The sequence below is a fragment of the Candidatus Accumulibacter aalborgensis genome (genome assembly GCF_900089955.1).
GTDB lineage: Bacteria > Pseudomonadota > Gammaproteobacteria > Burkholderiales > Rhodocyclaceae > Accumulibacter > Accumulibacter aalborgensis.
In genome coordinates this window covers 19,873-41,441 of the sequence record NZ_FLQX01000117.1, presented here as the reverse complement: position 1 = coordinate 41,441, position 21,569 = coordinate 19,873, and the positions used below count along the sequence as shown (strand labels likewise).

General features: G+C 62.8%; 19 protein-coding genes and 1 tRNA gene. 11 read left to right on the top strand and 9 right to left on the bottom strand.

Features of this window, described 5'->3' with window-relative positions:
• Positions 1-71 precede the first annotated feature (71 nt).
• The gene (locus tag ACCAA_RS12345; RefSeq protein ID WP_186407555.1) at positions 72-1,493 is read right to left on the bottom strand and encodes a mannose-1-phosphate guanylyltransferase/mannose-6-phosphate isomerase; all 1,422 of its coding nucleotides are present in this window, start codon (positions 1,491-1,493) and stop codon (positions 72-74) included.
• A 285-nt stretch (positions 1,494-1,778) separates the two neighbouring features.
• On the opposite strand from ACCAA_RS12345, the gene waaC reads away from it, so the two are divergent.
• Positions 1,779-2,732, top strand: coding sequence for a lipopolysaccharide heptosyltransferase I (gene waaC, locus ACCAA_RS12340; RefSeq protein ID WP_186407554.1), 954 nt, complete (start codon positions 1,779-1,781; stop codon positions 2,730-2,732).
• The gene (waaA, locus tag ACCAA_RS12335; protein ID WP_186407553.1) at positions 2,732-4,030 is read left to right on the top strand and encodes a lipid IV(A) 3-deoxy-D-manno-octulosonic acid transferase; all 1,299 of its coding nucleotides are present in this window, start codon (positions 2,732-2,734) and stop codon (positions 4,028-4,030) included. Before waaC ends, waaA begins: the two co-directional genes overlap by 1 nt.
• Here waaA and ACCAA_RS12330 read toward each other — a convergent pair.
• The 6 genes from ACCAA_RS12330 to ACCAA_RS12305 form a co-directional block, all read right to left on the bottom strand.
• Positions 3,981-5,321: a TolC family outer membrane protein gene (locus ACCAA_RS12330; RefSeq protein WP_186407552.1), complete on the bottom strand. Its 1,341-nt coding sequence runs from the start codon at positions 5,319-5,321 to the stop codon at positions 3,981-3,983. The two genes, waaA and ACCAA_RS12330, sit on opposite strands and share 50 nt — an antisense overlap.
• Before the next feature lie 53 nt (positions 5,322-5,374).
• Positions 5,375-6,028 carry a protein-L-isoaspartate O-methyltransferase family protein gene (locus ACCAA_RS12325; RefSeq protein WP_186407551.1) on the bottom strand — a complete coding sequence of 218 codons (654 nt, stop codon included), beginning with the start codon at positions 6,026-6,028 and terminating at the stop codon, positions 5,375-5,377.
• A 253-nt stretch (positions 6,029-6,281) separates the two neighbouring features.
• The gene (gene rpsT, locus ACCAA_RS12320; RefSeq protein ID WP_186407550.1) at positions 6,282-6,548 is read right to left on the bottom strand and encodes a 30S ribosomal protein S20; all 267 of its coding nucleotides are present in this window, start codon (positions 6,546-6,548) and stop codon (positions 6,282-6,284) included.
• A gap of 137 nt (positions 6,549-6,685) precedes the next feature.
• Entirely contained in the window at positions 6,686-7,891 is a 1,206-nt protein-coding gene (locus ACCAA_RS12315; RefSeq protein ID WP_186407549.1) for a porin, read from the bottom strand.
• A gap of 296 nt (positions 7,892-8,187) precedes the next feature.
• A complete protein-coding gene (locus ACCAA_RS12310; protein WP_186407548.1) occupies positions 8,188-9,402 on the bottom strand; it encodes a porin in 1,215 nt (404 codons plus the stop codon).
• Positions 9,403-9,715: 313 nt separating this feature from the next.
• Positions 9,716-9,800, bottom strand: a tRNA-Leu gene (locus tag ACCAA_RS12305).
• 184 nt (positions 9,801-9,984) lie between these two features.
• Between ACCAA_RS12305 and hpnC the strand changes: the two genes are divergently transcribed.
• Genes hpnC through hpnE form a run of 3 tightly spaced genes read left to right on the top strand, consistent with a single transcriptional unit; the run spans position 9,985 to position 12,972 of the window.
• Positions 9,985-10,794, top strand: coding sequence for a squalene synthase HpnC (gene hpnC, locus ACCAA_RS12300; protein ID WP_186407547.1), 810 nt, complete (start codon positions 9,985-9,987; stop codon positions 10,792-10,794).
• A gap of 43 nt (positions 10,795-10,837) precedes the next feature.
• A complete protein-coding gene (gene hpnD / locus ACCAA_RS12295) occupies positions 10,838-11,671 on the top strand; it encodes a presqualene diphosphate synthase HpnD (RefSeq protein ID WP_186407546.1) in 834 nt (277 codons plus the stop codon).
• A complete protein-coding gene (gene hpnE / locus ACCAA_RS12290) occupies positions 11,668-12,972 on the top strand; it encodes a hydroxysqualene dehydroxylase HpnE (RefSeq protein ID WP_186407545.1) in 1,305 nt (434 codons plus the stop codon). Before hpnD ends, hpnE begins: the two co-directional genes overlap by 4 nt.
• Before the next feature lie 97 nt (positions 12,973-13,069).
• Here hpnE and ACCAA_RS12285 read toward each other — a convergent pair whose 3' ends face one another.
• Complete coding sequence (locus ACCAA_RS12285; protein ID WP_186407544.1) at positions 13,070-13,756, bottom strand: ABC transporter ATP-binding protein; 687 nt, start codon at positions 13,754-13,756, stop codon at positions 13,070-13,072.
• On the opposite strand from ACCAA_RS12285, the gene ACCAA_RS12280 reads away from it, so the two are divergent.
• The 4 genes from ACCAA_RS12280 to ACCAA_RS12265 all read left to right on the top strand — a co-directional run bounded on the left by ACCAA_RS12280 (position 13,755) and on the right by ACCAA_RS12265 (position 18,816).
• A complete protein-coding gene (locus ACCAA_RS12280; RefSeq protein ID WP_186407543.1) occupies positions 13,755-14,372 on the top strand; it encodes an arylesterase in 618 nt (205 codons plus the stop codon). The genes ACCAA_RS12285 and ACCAA_RS12280 overlap by 2 nt on opposite strands.
• 29 nt (positions 14,373-14,401) lie before the next feature.
• Positions 14,402-15,454 (top strand): tRNA 2-selenouridine(34) synthase MnmH, encoded by a 1,053-nt coding sequence (mnmH, locus tag ACCAA_RS12275; RefSeq protein ID WP_186407542.1) that lies wholly within the window; start codon positions 14,402-14,404, stop codon positions 15,452-15,454.
• Between the two features lie 72 nt (positions 15,455-15,526).
• On the top strand, positions 15,527-15,973 hold the full coding sequence (locus ACCAA_RS12270) for an OsmC family protein (protein WP_186407541.1): 447 nt from the start codon (positions 15,527-15,529) through the stop codon (positions 15,971-15,973).
• Between the two features lie 152 nt (positions 15,974-16,125).
• Complete coding sequence (locus tag ACCAA_RS12265; protein ID WP_186407540.1) at positions 16,126-18,816, top strand: bifunctional acetate--CoA ligase family protein/GNAT family N-acetyltransferase; 2,691 nt, start codon at positions 16,126-16,128, stop codon at positions 18,814-18,816.
• Positions 18,817-18,969: 153 nt separating this feature from the next.
• Here ACCAA_RS12265 and ACCAA_RS12260 read toward each other — a convergent pair whose 3' ends face one another.
• Positions 18,970-19,167, bottom strand: coding sequence for a DUF3460 family protein (locus ACCAA_RS12260; RefSeq protein WP_186407539.1), 198 nt, complete (start codon positions 19,165-19,167; stop codon positions 18,970-18,972).
• 158 nt (positions 19,168-19,325) lie between these two features.
• Between ACCAA_RS12260 and ACCAA_RS12255 the strand changes: the two genes are divergently transcribed.
• Both ACCAA_RS12255 and ACCAA_RS12250 read left to right on the top strand, forming a co-directional pair.
• The gene (locus ACCAA_RS12255; RefSeq protein ID WP_186407538.1) at positions 19,326-21,404 is read left to right on the top strand and encodes a molybdopterin-containing oxidoreductase family protein; all 2,079 of its coding nucleotides are present in this window, start codon (positions 19,326-19,328) and stop codon (positions 21,402-21,404) included.
• A gap of 10 nt (positions 21,405-21,414) precedes the next feature.
• Positions 21,415-21,567, top strand: a complete 153-nt coding sequence (locus ACCAA_RS12250; RefSeq protein WP_186407537.1) for a PIN domain-containing protein — start codon at positions 21,415-21,417, stop codon at positions 21,565-21,567.
• The last annotated feature ends 2 nt before the right edge of the window (positions 21,568-21,569 follow it).

The window sequence follows — 21,569 nt, the reverse complement described above, 5'->3', positions numbered from 1 at the left end:
GTTACCAGAAGGCCCCTATCATCCCATGATTCCTGACCCTGCTGCGCAAGTCGCGTCGGCGACCTGCGCGTTCATCGGCCGTAACTGTCCTGCAGTCGGACGATATCATCCTCGCCGAGGTAGCTGCCGGACTGGACCTCGACGATTTCGAGGTCGATCTTGCCGGGATTCTCCAGCCGATGAACCACGCCGAGCGGAATATAGGTGGACTCGTTCTCCGACAGCAACAGCGATTGCTCGCCACGGACGATCAGGGCCGTACCCTTGACAACGACCCAGTGCTCGGCGCGATGATGATGTTTCTGCAGACTGAGGCTGGCGCCTGGCTTCACGAGGATGCGTTTGACCTGATAGCGCGGGCCATGCGCCAAACCTTCGTAGCTGCCCCAGGGGCGATGGACGATGTGCCGGAATTCTGTTTCGGCACGTGCGCTGCGCTTCAATTCCTCAACCAGCAGCTTGACGTCCTGGGCTTTCGACTTGTCCGCCACCAACACCGCGTCGGGTGTGGCCACGACAATCAGATCCCTGACGCCGACCGTGGCGAGCAGTTGTCCTTCGGAAAGGAGGACGGAATCACGCGTGTCAACGGTGAGCACGTCACCGCGCTGCCGATTACCGTTGCCATCGCCCTGGCCGATCGTCGCCAGCGCATCCCAGGCGCCGATGTCGTTCCAGCCGGCATCCAGCGGGACGACGACTCCCCGGTCGGTCTTTTCCATCACCGCGTAGTCGATCGAGTCCGACGGGCTGGCAGCAAAAGCGGCCTGGTCAAGGCGCAGGAAATCGAGATCGCGCCGGGCGCCGGCCACCGCCATGGTCGCGCACTGGCGTATGCCTGGTGCAAAACGGTCCAGTGCCTCGAGGTAGGTGTCGGCGCGGAACATGAACATGCCGCTGTTCCAGTAGTAATCGCCGGAGTCGAGATACGTCTGCGCGGTTTCGGCGTCGGGCTTCTCGACGAAACGATCGAGCGCATAGCCACCCACGACGGGTTCGCCGCGGCGAATATAGCCGTAACCGACCTCAGGACGATCAGGCAAAACGCCAAAGGTGACCAGAGCACCGGCGGCGGCGTGCGGAATGGCGGCGCTGACCGCGTGCTGAAAAGCCTTGACGTCGGCGATCACATGATCCGATGGCAAGATCAGCAGCAAGGGCGAGGCTTGCTCACCCTCCTCGTCAAGGGCTTGCAGCGCTGCGGCAGCGACCGCCGGTGCCGTATTGCGCGCCACCGGCTCGAGCAGAATATCTGCTTTCGTACGGATCTCGAGAAGCTGTTCGGCGACCAGGAAGCGGTGGTTCTCGTTGGCCACGGCAATGGTGGTCCCCAGCCCCGGCAGGCCGTTGAGGCGGCGCAGCGTGTTCTGGAGCAGCGAAAAGTCGTCGACCAGGCGAAGAAACTGCTTCGGGTAGTGCGTTCGAGAAAGCGGCCACAAACGGGTCCCAGACCCTCCACACAGGATGACCGGACGAATCACGACGGAATTCATTTGCAGCATCTCCATTCATTCACAGAGGACCCGCCGAGAAGCCATTGCCCATGAAAGTCGCGCCAGCGACTCTCGAATCTCCCCTCGCCTGCCTGCGCGGGAGAGGGGCCGGGGCTGAGGGGAACGGTCATGACTTTCATAATCCGCGCTGTCTTGAGAAGTCATGACCGTACGCGGGGCGGGATTATAGCGTCTTGCGTATCGGCCGGAGCGTGCCTTGTGCCGCCATCTCCTATAATGCGCTTCTTCCGGCTACTGCCGCTCGCACTCATTCCTGACCCACCGATGCGCATCCTACTGGTAAAGACCTCGTCGCTCGGTGACGTAATTCACAATCTGCCGGTGCTCAGCGACTTGCGCTGCAGTGTTCCCGGAGCGCAGATCGACTGGTGTGTCGAGGAGGCGTTTGCCGACATTCCGCGTTTGCATCCGGGCGTCGATCAGGTCATTCCCGTGGCCATCAGGCGCTGGCGCAGGAATCTCGGTCAACTCGCCACCTGGCGCGAATTACGCGACTTCCGGAAACGGATTGGTGCCACGACCTACGATGTCGTTCTGGACACGCAAGGCTTGCTGAAGAGCGCGCTGATCGCCCGTCAAGCCCGGGGCAGACGGTGCGGTTACGCCGCAGAGGCCGCCCGCGAACCCCTTGCAGCACGGTTCTACGACACCACCTTCGTCATTCCGCGCAATGTGCATGCCGTCGAGCGCAACCGCTGGCTGGCCGCTGCCGCTTTCGATTATCCGGTCGATCTGCCGCTGGATTATGGCCTCTCGGCACCGGCGATCAACCTGGACTGGCTGGCCGGTGACCGTCTGGTCGTTCTGCTCACCGCGACCAGCCGCGATGACAAGCTGTGGGACGAAAACAACTGGCGCGAGGTGGGCAGGGCGATGCTCGACCGCGGCCTGACGCCGGTCATCCCTGCCGGCAGCACGCTCGAAAGGGTGCGCGCCGAAAGGATCGCCGCAGCGCTGCCGGGCGCGATTGCCGCGCCGCCGCTGACGCTGCCCCAGGTCGCCGCGCTGCTGGCTCGCGCCAGCCTGGTGATCGGTGTCGATACCGGCCTCGCGCACCTCGCGGCGGCCTTGCAAGTACCGACCATCGCGCTGTACATTGCCAGCGAACCGGCACTGACCGGCGTCTACGGCAGCGGCTTCGTCCGCAACCTCGGCCGATCCGGCGCGCCGCCGACGGTGGCAGCGGTACTGATGCTGGCCACGCAGGCGCTGCGCTGATGTTCCGACTGCTCTATTCGCTGCTCTTCTACCTGGCCATGCCGCTCGTCTGGCTGCGTCTTCTCTGGCGGGCGCGCCAGCAGCCGGCGTATCTGGAGCACCTTGGCGAGCGCCATGGCTTCTACGGACGACGCCCAGCGCGGCCACTGATCTGGTTGCACGCGGTGTCGGTCGGCGAAACGCGTGCCGCCGAACCGCTGATCGAAGCGCTGCTGCGGGAATATCCGGAGCACGGATTGTTACTTACCCACATGACGCCGACCGGGCGAGTGGCAGGCAGCGACCTGCTGGCCAGGCACCCCGAACGGATGGTGCAGACTTACCTGCCCTACGACCTGCCCGCTGCCTGCGGCCGATTTCTCGATCACTTCCAGCCGCGGGTCGGGCTGTTGATGGAAACCGAGCTGTGGCCGAACCTGATCGAAGCGGCCCGCCGGAGGCACCTGCCCCTGGCACTGATCAACGCCCGCCTGTCGCCGCGGTCGCTGCGTGGCTATGCGCGCTTGACCAAGCTGATCGGACCGGCGGTCGCCTCGCTCGACGCCATCGGCGCGCAGACGACTGCCGACGGCGAACGGCTACAACAGCTTGGCGCGCTCGCTGTCACCGTCTGCGGCAATCTGAAATTCGACGTCGCGCCCGCACCTGACAAGCTGCGCTTGGGGGCGCGGTGGCGGCAGACGCTCGGCGCGCGCCCGGTGTGGCTCGCTGCCAGCACCCGTGAAGGCGAGGAAGCACTGATCCTCGATGCCTTCGCCGCGATCTGCGTTCCCGAGTTGCTGCTCGTCCTGGTGCCGCGTCATCCGCAACGTTTTGCCGAAGTCGCCGAGTTGATCGCCGAACGCGGGCTGGCTGTCGGTCGACGCAGTGAGGGAAGCGTGCCGGCCAGGCAAACGCAGGTCTGGCTGGGCGATAGCATGGGCGAAATGGCCGCCTATTACGCGCTCGCGGACCTGGCGCTGATCGGCGGGACCTTACTGCCGTTTGGCGGCCAGAACCTGATCGAGGCGGCAGCCTGCGGTTGCCCGGTGCTGCTGGGCCCGCACCGCTTCAACTTTGCCCAGGCCAGTGCCGATGCGATCGCCTGTGGCGCAGCTCGCGAGGTACTCGATGCCGCTCACGCAGCCGCTGTGGTACGCGACCTGTTCGAGCAGCCAAAGCACTTGCTGGCGATGCGCAATGGGGCACTGCATTTCGCTCAGGCGCACCGCGGCGCCACGGCGCGTACGCTAGCGCTGATCCAGCCGCTCATGGCGCCTCGAGCAGCATGTTTACACGTTCCAGGTCAGCTTCGTTGAGCGAGCCGACGAAGGCCTTCAGCTTGAGTTGCGACAACAGGGTATCGAAACGGGCTTTCGCCAGATCGCGCCGGGTGACGTAGACCTGGTTCTCGGCATTGAGGACGTCGATATTGATCCGCACGCCGACCTCGTAGCCGAGCCGGGTCGATTCCAGCGAACTGAGACTCGACACCAGCGCGGCTTCGAGCGCGCGTACCTGGGCAACGCCATTGACCACACTGAGGTAGGACTGGCGCGCGCCAAGCGCCGAATTGCGCTTTGCGCTGTCCAGTGCGGCTCGCTCCGCATCCCTCTTGGCGGCTGCTTCGCGAGTTCTCGAGTTGACGGCACCCCCCTGGAAAATCGGGATGTTGAGCTGTAACCCGACCTGGCGCGTCGTCGTATCGAGTTCGCCGATACCAAACTGGCCGGGACCCTGGTTCTTGCCGTAATTGGCGACCACGTCAACCGTCGGATAATGACCGGCGCGACTAATGTCGACTGCCTTGCTGGCCGCCTCGGCGGCCGCCTGTTGCGCCTGAACGACAAAACTGTCGCGCTCGGCCGCCTCGACCCATGGTTCCATGCTGGCCGGTTGCGGTGGTACCATGACCGTTTTCGGCTTGAGCCGATTGAGCTCGCCAGGGTCCTTGCCGACCAGCACGCGCAGCGCGTACCGTTTCACTTCAAGCTCGTTATCGGCAGCGATCTCCTGCGCCGTCGCCAGGTCGAAGCGCGACTGCGATTCATAGGTATCGGTGATCGTCGCAGTGCCGACCTCGAAGTTCTTTTTCGCCTGCTCGAGCTGCCGCGCGATGGCCATCTTGTTGGCCTGCACGGCGCGCAGGTTATGGATGGCGAAGAGCACGTCGAAATAGGCCTGAGCGACGCGGACGATCAGGTCTTGTCCCGCCTGTGCGAAGTTGGCCTCGGTCTGCATGACCAGCAGCTTGGACTGGTTGTACTGCACGAAATTCTGCCAGCGGAACAGCGGTTGCGTCAGGTTGACGCCGTAGCTGTTGCTGTTGAACTTGCTCTCGATGGTCTCCGTGGCGTCACCGATCCGGTTCCGGTAGGTGGCGTCGTTCCAGAAGGTGCCACCTGTTGCGGCAACGGTTGGCAGCAAGCCGGCCAGCGCCTGCGGCTGCTTCTCTCGTCCGGCTTCGGCGGTGGCCCGAGCAGCCGCATACTGCGCGTCGTAGGCCAAAGCCTCGCCATAGACCTGCACCAGGTCGGCAGCGGCGGCAGTGCCCGCGGAGAAAAGGGCGGCCAGCGCAAAGCTCGACCAACCGGCACGTTTCAGAGGCATCACGCTAACTCGCTGTCAGTCCGCGACCTGGGTCATTGATCGCCCGGCGGGCGTCAGAAGACAAAACTCTGGCGCGGCTGCGTCGTGCGCAGCGGAGCGACCACGGTTTCAAAAAGGTTGATGGTATTGAAGGCCTGGTCGGCGGTGCGCGTAATCAACTGCGCTTCGATCACCGGCGGCGAACCGATGAACGCGACGAGCCGACCTCCCACCTTCAGTTGCTGTCGGAACGCTTCGGGCAGTTCCGGCAGCGCGCCCGAGATGACCATCACGTCGTAGGGTGCCGGCCCCGACCAACCGCGTGAAGCATCGCCAGTTTCGACGCTGACGTTGGTCACTCCCGCCTGCCGCAGGTTGCGCCGGGCGGTTTCCGCAAGCAGCGGATCGATCTCGACCGTATGGACGTACTCGGCCTGCGACGCCAGAAGGGCGGCCATATGGCCGCTGCCGGTGCCGACTTCGAGAACGACGTCGGTGCTTCTGACACCCGCTTCCTGCAGCATACGGGCCTCGACTCTCGGCGCAAGCATCGTCTGGCCCTGGCCAATCGGCAGTTCCAGGTCGGCAAAGGCCAGTGCGCGGTGCGCCGCCGGAACAAAGTCTTCCCGTCTGACCAGCGCAAGAACCCCCAGCACCTCGGGATCGAGCACCTCCCAAGGGCGGATCTGTTGCTCGATCATGTTGAAGCGAGCCTGTTCCATGTCCATGTTGATATCCACCACCGCAGCCATAGCATTCCCCGTCACAATGATAATATTAGCACGATCTAATATTGTCTCCTGGTCCAGGATTATACCTTGTATCGGCAAGGGGTCGTGCGGCCGTGCGGGCTGGCACTGGCTACGACTGGGCGACTGGGTGCAGGGCAGAAATCCCGAAGCTCAGCTTGAGCTGAGCGCTTGGACGCAAAAGCGGCGCTCGGAGGCGCCGCTTTTGCTCCACCATGGTTACACAAGGGCTCTAGGCAGCGAGGCCCTTGATGTGAGCCGAGAGTCGGCTCTTGTGGCGCGAGGCCTTGTTCTTGTGAATGATCTTCTTGTCGGCGATGCGGTCGATCACCGCTACCGACTCCTGGAAGATGCTCTGCGCGGCAGCCTTGTCGCCCGCCACGATGGCCTTCTGCACGCGCTTGACGGCGGTGCGCAGAGTGGAGCGCAGGCTGGCGTTGTGGGCGCGTTGCTTGACGGCTTGGCGAGCACGCTTGCGCGCTTGTGCGCTATTGGCCATGGATGTTTTTCCCTATGAAAAGCTGCTGATTGGATCGAAAGGCCAAGATTATACAGAATCGCGGCGCCGGGTACAAATACTATAAGCAAAAACGGGCGCCGAGGCGCCCGTTTTTCTGCCAAGCGAACGAACCGGGGTCAGAAGCTGTGGCGAATTCCGGCACCCAAGGTGTAGTTGCTCTCGCCCACGGCACCGATTTGGCCGATATCACCCGCACTCTGCGTATTGAGAGGCAGAGAGTGACTGTCATTGTTGATGTAGGTGTAGGCAGCGTACACCGCGGTGCGCTTCGAGAGCGGATAGCTGTACATCGTTCCCCAGCCCCAGCTATCGCCATCGCTGACATTTCTTCTGTCGATCTGCAGCTTGCCGTAGCTCAGGCCAAGTGTGCCAGCGCCAATCGGCGCCGTCACCCCGAGTGTCCACAACTGGTTGTCCTCAATGCCGTTATAGACCAGCTTGTTGTTATTGTCGAGAGCCTGGTAGCTGGCGTAAAGCTTCACGACCTTGAAGTCATAGCTACCGCCGAGGTACCATTCGTTGATGCTCTTGCCACTACCAGGGGCTTTGAGGGCAGCATTGAACGGGTCCGCCACGACGGCATTGAGGCGAGACTGATACACGGCATCGAGATTGATCGGACCGTTGGCGTAGTTGACGCCGAAACCGACTTTGCCGTTGTCGGCAATGCTGTTGATCTTGTCGTTATAGGTGCCGCCAAGATTGCTCTCGCCAAAACCGTAGATCGCCTTGACGGTCACGCCCGAGTAGTTGTTGCTCGTGTAGGTGACCGCGTTATTGAAGCGAGCACCGCTGTTCGGCGTGATCGTGTCGCCTGCATAGGCGCTGAAGCTCGACTGGATACTCATGTCTGTCGACTCGAGCGCATCGTTGTTGGCCGTGGCGTCAAAACCGGGAGCATATTGACGACCGAGCGCGACGGTACCGTAATTGCTTGCCAGGCCGACGAATTGCTGACGGGCATTGAGGCCGCCGGTATTGCCGAGACCGCTGTTGTTGTCTATGTTCAGACCATATTCAAGTGTGAACACCGCCTTGAGACCGTTGCCCAGGGCTTCTTCTCCCTTGACGCCGAAACGGTTGCCGGAGTTGATCCCCGACGCGAGGCCGCTGAACTTGTTCGTACCGGGAATTTTGAGGCCAGCCGTGGCAGGATTGAGCAAGACGCCAGTCGCGCTGTAGATCGGCGGGACGCTGCCCGCGCTACCCGAGCTGTAAACGTAGCCGGCATCGACCACACCGTACATCGTCACGTTGGTCTGGGCTAGCGCAGCACCCGAAGCCAGGCTGGCCACTGCCAGCGCAATAAGCTTTCTTTTCATGTCGATCATCCCCTGTAGGTTGAAAACGTAAAGCGTAAGAATCGTTTCGCCGAACGGCCCGCCAGGAAAGCAGTAAGCCCGGTGTATGGCTGAATTCTCGCAGACAGCGCTGACCGGGACAAGCCTCCTGAGCAGCATTCAAGCACGCGGGGATGGTTTGTTGCACATATGCCACAGCCACACTCTGGCCCCCGACAAACTCCGCCACATGGGCGCGCGTGTCGCGTCTTCCGACCGGCATGGCTAAAAAAAACGGGCGCCGAAGCGCCCGTTTGAGCTAAGCGACCGAAGCCGGATTAGAAGGTGTGACGAATACCGGCCAGCAGCGTATTGTTGGTCTGACCAAGGGCACCGATACCAGCCACGGGACCGGCGCTGGAACCAAGTCCACCGGTGGTGGGCGTGATGCTCTTCTTGTCGTTGTCGTTCCAGACATAACCGGCGTACAAAGTGGTGCGCTTCGACAGTGCCGTCGTCCAGGCGAGAGTCGCGGAATTGGTCGAGCCGGTCAGCCCACAGACATTTCCATTCCCTGTTCCCAGCAGACCACAGCTATTCTGATCCATGTTGAGCTGAGCGTAAGCCAGGTGGATGTTGCTGGCCGACAGGACCGGGATGACCGCGCCGAGCGACCAGAGGTTGCTGTCGAAGTTTGTCCAGTTCTTGTCGTTCTGCTTCTGGTAGCTACCCATGATCTTCACCATCTTGAAGTCGTAGCTGGCGCCGACGTAATACTCATTGATGTCGTTATCGGTGCCAGGGGGGTAGTTGCCGGTGACCAGGCTCTTGTCCGCATTGACGACATTCATACGCGACTGGTAGACGAGGTCGACGTTCAGCGGGCCGTTGGCATAGTTGAAACCGAGACCGAACATCTGGTTCGCGTTGATGTCCGTGAGCTTGTCGTTGTACGAGCCATTGGCGGCTGCCGTTTCGCCGAACGCGTAGATGCCCTTGGCACTGAAACCGCTCCAGTTCGGGGAGGTGTAGGTGATGGCATTATTCCAGCGCGCGGCGCTGTTCGGGGTGATGGTCATCTTTGCCTGAGCACTCAGGTAGGACTGCGACTCGACCAGAGCACCGCCCAACGGGTCATTGTTGACTGTGGCTATATAGCCGGGGGAATACTGACGACCGAGGGCGACGGTACCCAGCGTGGCACTGGAGAGACCGACGAACTGTTGACGGGCATACAGACCGCCGGTGCCGGAGCCAACGCCGGTGTTGTTGTCAAGGTTGAGCGAGTACTCGAGCGTGAACACGGCCTTCAGGCCATTGCCCAGCGCTTCCTCACCGCGGAAACCCAGCCGCGAACCGCTCAGGATGCCGGACTGGAGACCGCTGAACGCGTTGCTACCGCTCGAGATGTTGCCGTTAGGCCCCCGGTAAGCGTCACCCGAACTATAGATATAGCCGACATCGGCGATACCGTACATCGTGACGTTGGTCTGGGCAAAAGCAGCGCCCGAGGCCAGGCTGGCAACTGCCAGTGCGATCAGTTTCTTTTGCATTGTGAATCTCCTCTAGGTTTGAGATCGATGAAGCCATCTGCTGCTTCACCAAACTGGACCTCTCGAAAACAACGAGAAGTTGGAGTGATTCTGGCAAACGGCGCTGGCCGGAGCAAGCACCCCGTGCGCTTTCGTTGATTGTGACAAAGTAATTGTTGGTTTTTTGCCACACGCGCGGCAATCGGTTGTCAAAACCCGCGTGGGAGCCGAGCCGCGACAGCGAGCGCCGCCTGGAACTGTGAACAGGGGTTCATGTTCATGTAAATGTACCGCATGCCTACGAGAAGCTTGGACTGCCTTGGACTGCTATTTCTGGTGCCCAGGAAGGGAATCGAACCCCCACACCTTGCGGCGGCAGGACCTAAACCTGCTGCGTCTACCAATTTCGCCACCTGGGCAATGTCCATCGTGCTGCTGGCCTGATGCTGGCTACCAGGCGCGACCACACGGGGTTGACAGCGACCGACCCATCCCCTGCTCTCGCGCCAGTACGGCATTTTAACCGCGACCGCCGTATACTGTCAGCTTCTCCAGCATATACCCGACACTGCAGCGCCACCGGCATCACCCATTTACGCCCAGATGCCTGTCAACCACGCCGAAAATTTTCCCGTTGCCTCGCTGCTGCTTCCCCCGCGCCTGCGCCGACCGATCGAGGTCATCTATCGCTTCGCCCGTGGTGCCGACGATATCGCCGATGAAGGCGACGCTTCTGACGCTGTTCGCCTGCAAGGCCTGGCTGACTACCGCGACGAACTCGAACGTATCGAACGTGGCGAGAACCCGCTGGGCCCGGCGTTTCAGGATCTGGCGACGATCATTGCCCAGTGGCATTTGCCCTTGCCACTTTTCCGCGACCTCCTCGATGCCTTTGCCCAGGATGTGGTCAGGAAGCGCTACGCCGACTACGCGGAATTGCTCGACTATAGCCGGCGCTCGGCCAATCCGGTCGGCCGCCTGCTGTTGCATCTGGTCGGACGCACCGGCAACCAAAACCTGCACCACTCGGACTGTATCTGCAGCGCCCTGCAACTCGTCAATTTCTGGCAGGACATCGCCATCGACTGGCAAAAGGGCCGTGTCTATCTGCCCCGGGCCGACCTCGAACGGTTCGGCGTTGCGGAAGCGCAGATCGCTGCCGGACGCTGGAGTCCCGAATGGGCCGCGCTGCTCGATTTCGAGACCGAGCGGACGCGCCGCCTGATGAATGAAGGTGCGCCGCTGGTTCATCAACTGCCGGGCCGCATGGGCTGGGAGATACGACTGACCGTGCAAGGCGGTCTGCGCATCCTGGAGCGAATTCGCCAGGTGCGCGGCGACGTCTTCCAGCGCCGCCCGGTACTGGGGCCGGGCGACTGGCTGCGCCTCGGAAAACGCGCCCTGTTCATGTAAGTCATGCCAGAATTGCCGCCCTGTGGACATCCCGAGATCGAGAATGACGCCCGACGAATACTGCCAACAGAAGACTGCCCGTAGTGGCTCCAGTTTTTACTACAGTTTTCTCTTCCTGCCGCAGCCTCAGCGGCGGGCCATCACAGCGCTGTATGCTTTCTGCCGGGAAGTCGACGATGTCGTCGATGAGTGCCAGGATCTGCAGGTTGCCGCTAGCAAACTGGCGTGGTGGCGGCAGGAGTTGGCGGGCCTCGACGCCGGCCAGGCGCAACACCCGGTGACTCAGGCGCTGCAATCGGCAAGCGCCGAATTCTCTCTGCCCGGTGAACAGTTGCAGGAAATCATCGACGGCATGGAGATGGATCTGCAGCAATCACGCTACCTGGACTTCAAGGCGCTGTCGCTCTATTGCTACCGCGTCGCCGGCGTCGTCGGTCTGCTGGCCGCCCGGATCTTCGGCTACCAGGACCGCAAGACGCAAAAGTACGCCCACGATCTCGGCTTCGCTTTCCAGCTCACGAACATCATTCGTGACGTCGGCGAAGACGCGCGCATGGGCCGTATCTACCTGCCGATCGACGAGCTGCAGCACTTCGGAGTGCCCGCCGCCGACATTCTCAACGCCCGTCATAGTGATGATTTCCGCCGCTTGATGGAGTTTCAGATCGAACGCGCCGAAAGCTATTACGCGCAGGCGATCGACCAACTGCCGGCCATCGACCGCCGCGCACAACGTCCCGGACTGGTGATGGCGGCGATCTACCGGACACTGCTCGACGAGATCAAGCGCGATGGCTGCCAGGTGCTCACCCAACGCACTTCACTGACCCCGATACGCAAGTTGTGGATCGCCTGGCGGACCTGGGTCCGTGGATGAGAGTAGCCATCGTCGGCGGCGGCTGGGCAGGCCTGTCTGCGGCTGTCGAACTGTCAAGGGCGGGAGTCCGGGTCACCGTCTTCGAGGCGGCGAAACAGCTCGGTGGCCGGGCGCGCAGCGTCGATGCCCAGGGACGCCGACTGGACAACGGCCAACACATCCTCGTCGGCGCCTATCGCGAAACGCTGCGCCTGATGAAGGAAGTCGGTGCCGACCCCGATCGGCTACTCAGGCGCCTGCCCCTCGAGATCTGTTTCCCTGGCGGCCAGCCGGCGCCGTTCCGGCTGCGGCTACCGCGCCTGCCGGCCCCCTGGCACCTGGCGGCTGGCCTGCTCGCCAGCCGCGGCGCCAGCCTGGCCGAGAAACTCAGTGCAGCACGTTTCATGCGCATTCTTCAGGGCACCGGGTATCGGCTCAACGAAGACTGCACCGTGGCGACCCTGCTCGATCGCCATGGTCAGCACGGGACTCTGCGCCGCTATCTGTGGCAACCGCTTTGTCTGGCGGCGCTCAATACCGCTCCCGACCAGGCCTCGGCGCAGATTTTCGCCCATACGCTGCGCGACAGCCTGGGCGGTGAGCGCGCGGCAACCGACCTGCTGTTGCCGGCGGCCGACCTCGACCGGCTGTTCCCGGCAGCCGCGGCGGACTTCATCAGCGCAGGTGGCGGTGAAATCCGCCTGTCGACGCGAGTGGACGCCATCGACGGCGGGTTCACGGTGGCGGGCGAGCATTTTGACGCGGCTGTCCTCGCTGTCGCCCCGCAACACGCGGCGACATGGCTCGCCCGGGACGAGGCAACCATGGCTGGCGCACGGCTATTGGCGGAATACCACTTCGAGCCGATCGGCACGGTCTATTGCGGCTACCCACCGCAGGTACGCCTGCCATTCCCGATGCTCGGCCTGGCTGCGCACGGCAGCGAGCCACTCGGCCAGTGGGTTTTCGATCGCGGCGCGCTGTGCGGGACGGCGGGGGTGCTGGCTTTCGTTCTCAGTGGACGCGGCGCCTGGGAGAGACTCGACAATCAGACGCTGGTCGCAGGACTACAGGAAGAACTCGCCGCGGCGCTGCGCACGCGACTGCCGCCGCTCGTCTGGCATCAGGTGATCCGCGAGCGGCGCGCGACCTTTTCCTGCCGCCCCAGCCTGCCGCGCCCGGCCGCCAGAACAGCGCGTGCCGGCTTGTGGCTGGCGGGGGATTACGTTTGCGCCGAATATCCGGCCACGCTCGAAGCCGCCGTCCGCAGTGGCGTCGCCGCCGCCAGGGGCATCCTGCTCGACTGGCGTAGGGCGCAATAAGCAAAGGGCATTGCGCCGGACACCTGCGGTGCCATGCCATGGTGCACTGCGCTTCGCTTATTGCACCCTACGTGGCTACGTGGCTCGGCCTGTCGTCTCAGATGATCTCTTCCAGCTCCCCGGCGTGCATGCGCATCCGACGGTCGCAGCGAGCCGCGATCTCCTCGTCGTGGGTGACCAGAATCAACGTCGTCCCACGCTCGGCGTTGATCGCAAACATCAACTCGATGACCTGATGCCCGGTTGCCGCATCGAGATTACCGGTTGGCTCGTCGGCCAGCACCAGTCGCGGACCGGGAGCGAAGGCCCGCGCCAGCGCGACGCGCTGTTGCTCGCCGCCGGAGAGATGTTTCGGGTAATGTCGCAGACGATGCGCCAGCCCAACGCGCTGCAACCAGTAGTCGGCCTGGCTACGGGCATTGGCCGTGCCGGCAAGCTCAAGCGGCAACATGACATTTTCGATCGCCGTCAGCGACGGCAGCAACTGGAAGCTCTGGAAGACAAAACCCAGCAGGCGCCCGCGCAGGACGGCACGAGCATCCTCATCGAGAGAACCGAGATCCTCGCCGACCAGCGCCACCGAACCGCTGCTCGGCAAGTCGAGGCCAGCCAGCAGACCGAGCAGCGTCGACTTGCCGGAGCCGGAAGCGCCAACGATGGCCACCGTCTCAGCGGCCGCGACGGCGAACGAAATCTCGTGCAGAATGGTCAACGACTCGCCGCCGTTATCCACGCGTTTGGCCAGATCACGAACTTCAACCACCCACGATGCGTCTCGAACCATGCTCCGTTTTCCCAACCATAGCTGCCTGCTGCTCGCCGGACTGATACTGCTCGCCCCAGCGGCACAGGCGGCAAAGACCATACTGGTCTTCGGCGATTCGCTTTCAGCGGGCTACGGCATTCGTCAGGATACCGCCTGGCCAGCCTTGCTGGCCAAACGCCTGCACGACAAGAAGCTCGATTATAGCGTCGTCAATGCCAGCATCTCGGGAGAAACGACCAGCGGCGGCCGCGCGCGCATCGACGCGGCGCTGGCCAGGTACACACCACAGGTGGTCATCGTCGCCCTGGGCGCCAACGACGGCCTGCGCGGTCTGCCGGTGGCGCAGATGCGCGACAACCTGATGACCATCGTCGCCAACGCCCAGCACAACAAGGCGCAGGTGCTGATCGTCGGCCAGCGCATACCGCCCAACTATGGCGCCTACGCGGTGCAGTTCCAGCAGGCCTTCGGCGAAGTGGCCAGGACCAGTAAAGCAGCGCTGGTCGATTTTCTCCTCGAAGGCGTGGCCACGCAGAGGCAATTGTTTCAGGCCGACAATCTGCATCCGACGGCCGAAGCGCAGCCGCTACTGCTCGACAATGTCTGGCATGGGCTTGCCCCGCTGCTAAAATGATGAACTGTTGACCAAGGGGCTTGCCGGGCATGAAACATGACATCGCGACCGTCGAGCGGATCAACGAGCTTTCTTCCTTCGACGAGATCATCGACGTTCGCTCGCCGGCCGAGTTTGCCGACGACCACATTCCAGGGTCGATCAACTGCCCGGTGCTCGACGACCAGCAACGGATTGAAGTCGGCACCCTCTACAAACAGGTCTCGCCCTTTGCCGCAAAGAAGGTCGGTGCGGCGCACGTGGCCGAAAACATTGCCAAACATCTGCAGGCCAGGTTTCTCGATCGCCCGAAGCACTGGCAACCTCTGATCGTCTGCTGGCGCGGCGGCCAGCGCAGCGGCTCGATGACCTACGTCTTCCGGCGCATCGGCTGGGATGCCCAGCAGCTCGAGGGAGGCTACCGGACGTATCGCCGGCTGGTCATCGAGAGTCTGTCGGAAGAGCCCCGGCAATTGCGGCTCAAGGTCATCTGCGGGGCGACCGGCAGTGGCAAGAGCCGCATCCTGCAGGCCATCGGGAAGCTCGGAGAACAGATCCTCGACCTCGAGGAGATCGCCTGCCACAAGGGTTCCGTGCTCGGCGTCCTGCCGCACTCGCCGCAGCCATCCCAGAAGATGTTCGAGTCCCGTTTGCTGACCGCAGTGTACGGCTTCGACCGCCAGCGTCCGGTGTATGTCGAAGCGGAAAGCCGCAAGATCGGGTCCTTGCACCTGCCGACGGCGCTGATCGAAACCATGCGCGCCGGCGAATGCGTGAACATTGAAGCGTCTTTCGGCGCGCGGGTCGATTTCCTGCTGCGCGATTACGACTATTTCCTGGCCGCGCCCGAGTGGCTCAACACCTGCCTGCAGCCACTGCACGGTCTGCACAGCAGCGAAACGTTCCTGCGCTGGCGAGACTATGCACTCGCCGGCCAGTGGCGCCCACTGGTGACTGAACTGCTCGAACAGCACTATGACCCGCTCTACAGCCGCTCGCAGAGTCGCAACTACGCCGGATTCGAGTCGCCGCAAAACCAGGTCACCGACGACCTGACGCCGGCCGGAATTGAAGCGGTCGCGCGCCGGGTTTGCTCTCGCTGATCATTCTGAAAAGAAGTTGTCCTGTGCTGCCGTCCTTCCTTTATGATGCGCGGATCGTCTGGAGATCAGTTCATGGCACAAGACAAGCATCATCAACCCGTCATCGTCAGCGAGAACGGGCGGGGACCGTACCAGCAAGCCATTCAGGTTGGCCGGCACCGTCTAGTGGCCGATGAGCCGGTCGCGATGGGCGGCGCCGATGCCGGCCCGGCGCCCTTCGACTTTCTGCTTGCCAGCCTCGGAGCCTGTACTTCGATCACCCTGCGCATGTACGCCGAGCGGAAAAAGCTCCCGCTCACCGGGGTCAGCGTCGAGTTGGCGCACGACAGGATCGAAATGGAGGGACACGGCAAGGTCGATCGAATCTCGCGGACGATCACCCTGGAAGGCGATCTGACCGCCGAACAGCGTAGCGGGCTACTGGCGATCGCCAAGAAATGCCCGATGTACCGCACCCTGCAATCCGATATCCGGATCGACAGCGTTCTCGCCGCCGGCTGTTCGACAGCGACCGGGTAAGCGCCGGCAGCGGGCAGTGCGCCTCGGACGGTACTTTCCGCAAGGGTCATTGGCGCCTTCCCTTGAAGAGACTTTCTGGACCATCTGTGGTAAATTGATGCGGTGCAACATCCACCTGCCCCGCACCTCGCACACAAGAGGTGACACTCATCATGTTAGAACATCACTACCTCACCACTCTGTTTGAACCCAAGTCAGTCGCCGTCATCGGCGCTTCCGACCGCGAGAACTCGGTCGGCAATGTCCTCTTCAAAAACATTCTCGATTCGGGCTACAAAGGACGCCTCTATCCGATCAATACCGCGCACGACACGATCCAGGGCGTGCAGGCGTACAAGTCGATCGAAGAGATCAGTGCCCGCGTTGAAATGGCCGTCGTCGTCACGCGACCACAGACGGTCCCCAAAATCATCGAGCAATGCGGACGCAGCGGCGTCAAGAACGCCATCGTGATCACCTCCGGTTTTGCCGAAGCGGGCCACTCGGGGGCCGCACTCGAACGCAAGATGATGGAAATTGCTCGCAGTTACGGTGTCCGCCTCCTGGGCCCGAACTGTCTGGGAATCATTCGCCCAACCCTCGGCCTGAACGCTACCTTTGCCCACGTCCATGCCCACGTCGGCAATCTGGCGCTGGTGTCGCAATCAGGGGCGATCTGCTCAGCCGTTCTCGACTGGGCGACCAGCAACCGCATCGGCTTTTCCAGCGTCATCTCGCTGGGCGGCACTGCGGATGTCGATTTCGGCGAGATCCTCGATTACCTGATTTACGACAACCTCACCCACTACATTCTGCTCTACGTCGAAGGCATCCGTGATGCCCGCCGTTTCATGAGCGCGCTGCGCTCGGCCGCGCGCATCAAGCCGATCGTCCTGCTCAAGGCCGGCCGCCACGCGGGTGGACTGGCGGCCGTCGAAACGCACTCGGGAATGGCTGCCGGTTCCGATATCGTTTTCGAGGCCGCCGTCCGCCGGGCCGGTGTCGTCCGCGTCAAGAACATCGGTCAGTTGTTTTACGCCGCCAAGGCGCTGGCCTCGAAGTTCCGCCCGCAAGGGAAACGGCTGGCGATCATCACCAATGGTGGCGGACCGGGCGCAATGGCCGCCGACCGCGCAGGCGATCTCGACATTCCACTGGCTGAGTTGTCGGCCAGCACCATCCAGACGCTCAACGCCGCGATGCCGCCAACCTGGTCACAACGCAATCCGGTGGACATCGAGGGTGATGCGACGCCGAAACGCTATCACGACGCGATTCTTGCCGTCGCCGAAGACCCGGAAGTCGACGGCGTACTGGTCATGCTTTCGCCACAGGCCATGACGCAACCGATGGAAGTCGCCAAGGCGGTGATCGAAGTCGATCTCCTGACCGCCAAGCCGATTCTCGCCTGCTGGATGGGCGAGGAACAGGTCCATGAGGCCCGCGCGCTGATGGAAGCGTCCGGCATTCCCGCTTTCCGCATGCCGGAAACGGCGATCGAACTCTACTTTCATATCTCCACTTATTACTGGAACCAGAAACTCCTCCTGCAGACACCGGCACCCTTGTCCAAGCATGCGCGCCCGGAAACCGAAGGCGCCAAGATGTTGATCGAGGCCGTATTGCAGGAACGCCGCAAGATCCTCTCCGAAATGGAATCAAAGGCCATCCTGCGCGCCTTCCGCATTCCGGTCGCGCAAACCATGGTCGCGCACACGCCAACCGAGGCGCTATTGCTGGCGGAACAGATCGGTTTTCCGATCGCCATGAAAATCGACTCGCCCGACATCATCCACAAGAGCGACGTAGGCGGCGTGCGGCTGAACATCACCAATGCTCCGTCGGTCCGCAACGCGTATCACGACATCATAGAGACGGTCAAGAAACGGCACCCGACCGCACGCATCAATGGCCTGTCGATCGAGCCTTACCTGGCGCGCCCGAACGGCCGCGAGTTGATGATCGGCGTCACCCGGGATCGTGTTTTTGGCCCGATCATCACTTTCGGCGCTGGTGGCACCGAGGTCGAAGTGTTCAGCGACCGGGCCGTCGCCCTGCCGCCGCTGAACCGCTTTCTGGCGCGCGACCTGATTGCTTCGACGCGCGCCTCGAAACTGCTCGGCGAGTTTCGCAACATGCCACCAGTCAACCTGGAAGCGCTCGAAGAAGTGCTGCTGCACGTTTCGCAAATGATCTGCGAACTGCCCTGGCTGCAGGAACTCGATCTGAATCCGCTGATCGTCGACGAGAACGGCGCCATCGCAGCCGACGCTCGCATCGTGATCGATCATGCGGCTGCGTCGGGCGATCGGTATTCTCACATGGCCATCCACCCCTACCCGGTTCATCTGATTCAGGACTGGGAACTGCCTGATGGTCGAGTGGTGACCATCCGCCCGATCCGCCCGGAAGACGCCGAGCGTGAAAAGGCTTTCGTCCACGGGATGTCCGACGAAAGCAGGTATTACCGCTTCATGGATACCATCCGCGAACTGACGCAAGCCATGCTGGTACGCTTCACCCAGATCGACTACGACCGCGAAATGGCTCTGGTGGCGACACTTCTCGATGAGGAAGGAAAGGAAATCCAGATTGGTGTCGCACGCTATGTCGCCAACCCGGACGGGGAGTCGGTCGAGTTTGCCCTGGCCATTGCTGATGACTGGCAAAAGCATGGCGTCGGCCGCAAGCTGATGAGCGCACTGATCGACTGCGCGCGCGTCAAGGGCTATCGGACGGTTGTCGGCGACGTGCTGTCGATGAACACCAAGATGTTCAATCTGATGACCAGACTCGGATTCACGATTCATCCCCACCCCGACGACCCGGCCGTCAAGCGGGTCGTCAAGCCGTTGAACAACTAGACAAAGCCTTCAGGGGCCGGGGAAACAGGCAACGCGCCAAGTCAAGCGGAGCCAAAGTCTTCGGCCCCGCCCAAGCCCGCGCGACTTTCATAAAAGAAGGCGGCAGGGCGAGGAACGAAGAAACGCCCGGCCGTCGAGCAAACCGCCGCTCGCTTACTGCTGTTCGAAATTCACATCGTAGGGATACGAACGATGTGCTTCAGTCGATTCCCGGCGTGCCTTCTGCTCGTTCAGATCGACCTTCCTGTCCCACCAGATTGCCCGGCCCCGGCGCTGGTCCTCAAGCCATTCCGGGTGCTGACCCATCATCTCGCGCATGAACTTGGTGTGCTCGGATTCGTACAAAGCCATCTGGCCTACTCCCAAAGAAAAAACAGGTTTCCGCGGATCTCGCGCGAACAAAAACATGATTATACGCGCCCTGCAGAGCGTTCACTGAGCAGCGAAGAGCACCGGAAGAGCAGGTAAACTGCTATCTTCTCGCCATCCACACCAGCTCGGGACACGCCATGACCACACCTGCCTCGACACCGGCCGCCAGGACTATCGTGCGCGGCGCCTGCCCACACGACTGCCCGGATACCTGCGCCCTCGAAGTGACCGTCAGCGACGGCCGCGTGATCAAGGTCGCCGGCGCCTCCGATCACCCGCCAACTGCCGGCGTGCTATGCACCAAGGTCGCTTTCTACCCCGAGCGCATCTATCACCGCGACCGCCTGCTCTACCCGCTGCGTCGCGTCGGCGCCAAAGGCCCGGGCGTGAGCTTCGAGCGCATCTCCTGGGACGAGGCTCTGGCGACGATTGCCGAGCGCTTCCACCGCATCGCCGCCGAAGATGGCGCCGAAGCGATCGTGCCCTACAGCTACGCCGGCAACTCCGGCCTGCTCGGCTACGGCTCGATGGACCGTCGTTTCTTCCACCGTCTCGGCGCCGCACAACTCGACCGGACGATCTGCTCCACCGCCGGCGCGATGGGCTACCGGGCAACGATCGGCGGCAGCATCGGTTTCGACGCCGAGAATGTCGTCGATTCACGGCTGATCATCCTGTGGGGAACGAACAGCGTCGTCTCCAACCTGCACTTCTGGCGGCTGGCGCAAGAGGCGAAGAGGCGCGGCGCGCGCCTGATCGCCATCGATCCCTGCCGCACGGCAACCGCCGACAAGTGCGACCAGCACATCGCTCTACTGCCAGGTACCGACAGCGCGCTGACGCTCGGGCTGATGCACGTGCTGATCCGCGACGCGCTCGTCGATCATGATTACATCGCCCGCCACACGCTGGGCTTCGACGCCCTCAGCGAACGCGCCCGGCAATACTCGCCGGCGCGGGTGGCGGCGATCTGCGGCATCAGTGAAGCCGAAGTGGAGAACCTGGCGCACGACTACGGCACGACTCGCCCGGCAGCGATCCGCACCAACTACGGCATCAACCGTACCGCCGGCGGCGGTATGGCCTTGCGCACGGTCGCCTGCCTGCCGGCGCTGATCGGCGCCTGGCGGCACCCTGCCGGCGGCGTCCTGCTGTCGACCTCAGGCAACTATCCGGTCGCCACCGCCGCCCTCGAACGACCGGACCTGATGCCCAGCCCGGCGCCGCGAACGATCAACATGAGCACCATCGGCGGCGACCTGCTGCAAGCGCAACCGCCGATCAAGGCGCTGTTCGTCTACAACAGCAACCCGGTGGCAATCGCCCCGCAGTCGGCCGAGGTGGTGCGCGGCTTCGCCCGCGAGGATCTGTTCACCGTCGTCCACGACCTTTTCCAGACCGATACCGCCGACTACGCAGACATCGTGTTGCCGGCCCCCAGCCACATGGAACAGCTCGACATCCACAAGTCGTACGGACATCTGTTTGTGCAGGTCAATCGGCCGGCCATCGATCCGCTTGGCGAGGCGCTGCCGAACACCGAACTGTTTCGCCGCCTGGCTCGACGGATGGGCTTTACGGAAGCGTGTTTTGCCGACAGTGACGACGATTTGTGCCGCCAGGCCTTCGACTGGGACGACCCGCGTCTGTCCGGCCTGTCCTGGGAACAGCTCAAGGCCGACGGCCACGCGCGCCTGAACCTGCCGCGCGGCGCGGCACCGTTCGCCGACGGCGGCTTCCCGACGCCTTCCGGCAAGTGCGAGTTCTACAGCCAATCGCTGGCTCGTGAAGGCCTCGACCCGCTTCCTGATTTCATCGCCCCGCGCGAGTGGCGGCAAAGCCCGCTGGCGGCCGAGTTCCCGCTGGCGCTGATCACCCCGCCGGCGCGCAACTTCCTGAACACCAGCTTTGCCAACTCGCCGCGCTTTCTGGCGCAGGAAAGGTCACCCGCAGTCCATCTTCACCCAGCCGACGCCTCGGCACGCGGCATTGTCGACGCCAGCCCGGTGCGCATCTTCAACCGACGCGGCGAATTTCACGCCCGCGCCGTGGTCACCGACCGGGTGCGACCGGGCGTCGCCATGGCCACCTCGATCTGGTGGCGCAAGCTGTCGCCCGACGGACGCAACTGCAACCAGGTGACCAGCCAGGCGCTCACGGACATGGGGGGCGGAGCGACGTTTTACGATTGCCTGGTCGAAGTCGCCAGCGCTTAGGCAGTATTGATTGCCGCGCCGCGAGCAGTTGTCCGCCAACGACATCCCGGACGCATGGCTCGCAGCGGCAGTCATACAACTCGGCGAACATCTGGTCACCTTCGACGCCGATTTCAAGAAGCTGTTAGGGCGAACACAAGTGACTGTGCTCAGCCCAAACTGAGG

Coding starts and splice junctions, on each gene's coding strand:
- ACCAA_RS12285 (WP_186407544.1), bottom strand. CDS start 13,756: ATGGTTCGAGACGCATCGTGGGTGGTTGAAGTTCGTGATCTGGCCAAA.
- ACCAA_RS12325 (WP_186407551.1), bottom strand. CDS start 6,028: ATGGACATGGAACAGGCTCGCTTCAACATGATCGAGCAACAGATCCGC.
- waaA (WP_186407553.1), top strand. CDS start 2,732: ATGTTCCGACTGCTCTATTCGCTGCTCTTCTACCTGGCCATGCCGCTC.
- ACCAA_RS12345 (WP_186407555.1), bottom strand. CDS start 1,493: ATGAATTCCGTCGTGATTCGTCCGGTCATCCTGTGTGGAGGGTCTGGG.
- ACCAA_RS12260 (WP_186407539.1), bottom strand. CDS start 19,167: ATGGCTTTGTACGAATCCGAGCACACCAAGTTCATGCGCGAGATGATG.
- ACCAA_RS12255 (WP_186407538.1), top strand. CDS start 19,326: ATGACCACACCTGCCTCGACACCGGCCGCCAGGACTATCGTGCGCGGC.
- waaC (WP_186407554.1), top strand. CDS start 1,779: ATGCGCATCCTACTGGTAAAGACCTCGTCGCTCGGTGACGTAATTCAC.
- mnmH (WP_186407542.1), top strand. CDS start 14,402: ATGAAACATGACATCGCGACCGTCGAGCGGATCAACGAGCTTTCTTCC.
- hpnD (WP_186407546.1), top strand. CDS start 10,838: ATGACGCCCGACGAATACTGCCAACAGAAGACTGCCCGTAGTGGCTCC.
- hpnC (WP_186407547.1), top strand. CDS start 9,985: ATGCCTGTCAACCACGCCGAAAATTTTCCCGTTGCCTCGCTGCTGCTT.
- ACCAA_RS12280 (WP_186407543.1), top strand. CDS start 13,755: ATGCTCCGTTTTCCCAACCATAGCTGCCTGCTGCTCGCCGGACTGATA.
- ACCAA_RS12315 (WP_186407549.1), bottom strand. CDS start 7,891: ATGAAAAGAAAGCTTATTGCGCTGGCAGTGGCCAGCCTGGCTTCGGGT.
- ACCAA_RS12265 (WP_186407540.1), top strand. CDS start 16,126: ATGTTAGAACATCACTACCTCACCACTCTGTTTGAACCCAAGTCAGTC.
- ACCAA_RS12270 (WP_186407541.1), top strand. CDS start 15,527: ATGGCACAAGACAAGCATCATCAACCCGTCATCGTCAGCGAGAACGGG.
- ACCAA_RS12310 (WP_186407548.1), bottom strand. CDS start 9,402: ATGCAAAAGAAACTGATCGCACTGGCAGTTGCCAGCCTGGCCTCGGGC.
- ACCAA_RS12330 (WP_186407552.1), bottom strand. CDS start 5,321: ATGCCTCTGAAACGTGCCGGTTGGTCGAGCTTTGCGCTGGCCGCCCTT.
- hpnE (WP_186407545.1), top strand. CDS start 11,668: ATGAGAGTAGCCATCGTCGGCGGCGGCTGGGCAGGCCTGTCTGCGGCT.
- rpsT (WP_186407550.1), bottom strand. CDS start 6,548: ATGGCCAATAGCGCACAAGCGCGCAAGCGTGCTCGCCAAGCCGTCAAG.